This is a genomic window from Legionella stuttgartensis, assembly GCF_977063405.2.
The window spans coordinates 1-1,344 of record NZ_CDRUHA020000027.1 but is presented as its reverse complement, the minus strand read 5'-3'; the positions used below and the strand labels follow the sequence as shown (position 1 = coordinate 1,344).

Below are 1,344 nucleotides of genomic sequence, written 5' to 3'. Positions count from 1 at the left end.
GAGAGTGTTCATCTAACTGTGTCACCTCATTGATTATCTAAGTTTCAGGTTCATACGGTCTTCAAAATAAATATGGAGCTGAGACGCGATAAGCGCCCAATTGTGCATGGGCTGACTCCATTTTTCCAGTACTTTTTGGCAGGCACAATAAATAAGCTTTATCAGTGCGTTTTCACTAGTGAAAGCACCTTTGTTTTTGGTGTACTTGCGAATTTGGCGATGGAAGCCCTCTACGATGTTCGTGGTGTAAATGATACGTCTTAGCTCTTCGGGGTATTTGAAGTATTGAGACAAAGCCTCCCAGTTATTATTCCATGACTTCATAACTGCTGGGTATTTCTTGCCCCATTTTTCCTCTAGTTCAAGCAAATGATGCTCAGCTAAATCTTTGCTAGAGGCCTTATACACAAGCTTTAAATCAGCCATGAATGCCTTTTGGTCTTTACTAACAACATACTTCAGGGAGTTTCGTATTTGGTGAACGACACACAGTTGGATTTCTGTTTTAGGAAAGACTTCAGCAATAGCCTCGGGAAAACCCTTAAGTCCATCGATACTCGCAATAAGAATATCTTCTACCCCTCGTGCCTTAAGGTCATTTAAGACACCAAGCCAAAACCGCGCGCCTTCAGTTTCTGACAAATAAAGCCCTAAAATATCTTTCTTGCCCTCAGGAGTAACGGCAAGGACCGTGTAAAATGCCTTACTTGTGACTTTGCCCTCAACACGTACTTTAAAATGCATCGCGTCTAAAAAGGCAATAGGATATATAGACTCTAAAGACCTATTGCGCCATTCGGTAATCATAGGCAACAATTTATCCGTGATTAGGCTTATTTTAGATGAAGATACGTCTAGACCATACATTTCAGCCAGGTGCTCACTAATGGCTTCATAGCTCATACCTAGGGCATATAACGCCAGCACTTTATTATCTAATGACTCATTCAATACTGTTTGACGCTTCTTAACAATTTCAGGCTCAAAAAGTCCTTCTCTGTCCCGTGGAGTATCTAATTCAAAAACACCAGTTGTAGATTTCATTAACTTGGATGTTTTGCCATTGCGACGATTGGTTAGGCCTGAATCATGACAATCAGAAATATGAGCCTCCATTTCACCTTCCAAGGCTGCTTCAAGTAGCTCTTTGATAAGAGGAGTTAAGATACCGTCTTTACCAGTAAGGGACTGGCCAGACTTTAATTGCGTTAAGGCTTCAGCCTTAAATTCATTGAAATCAAAATTGGATAAATCTATCTTTTTATTCTTACTCATGGGCACCTCTTTTAAGTGTTGAAATTATAACAAGTTAAAAGAGATGACACAGTTATTTAAACACTACCC

The 1,344-nt window shown here is 40.0% G+C and carries 1 protein-coding gene; it reads right to left on the bottom strand.

The genetic code is table 11. The features are described from left to right. Positions 1 to 33: 33 nt before the first annotated feature. On the bottom strand, positions 34 to 1,275 hold the full coding sequence (locus ACWTEW_RS08575) for an IS256 family transposase (protein WP_028378824.1): 1,242 nt from the start codon (positions 1,273 to 1,275) through the stop codon (positions 34 to 36). Positions 1,276 to 1,344 lie beyond the last annotated feature (69 nt).

What these genes read in the sequence shown, in the direction of transcription:
- ACWTEW_RS08575 (WP_028378824.1), bottom strand. Translation starts at nt 1,275, where the DNA reads ATGAGTAAGAATAAAAAGATAGATTTATCCAATTTTGATTTCAATGAA.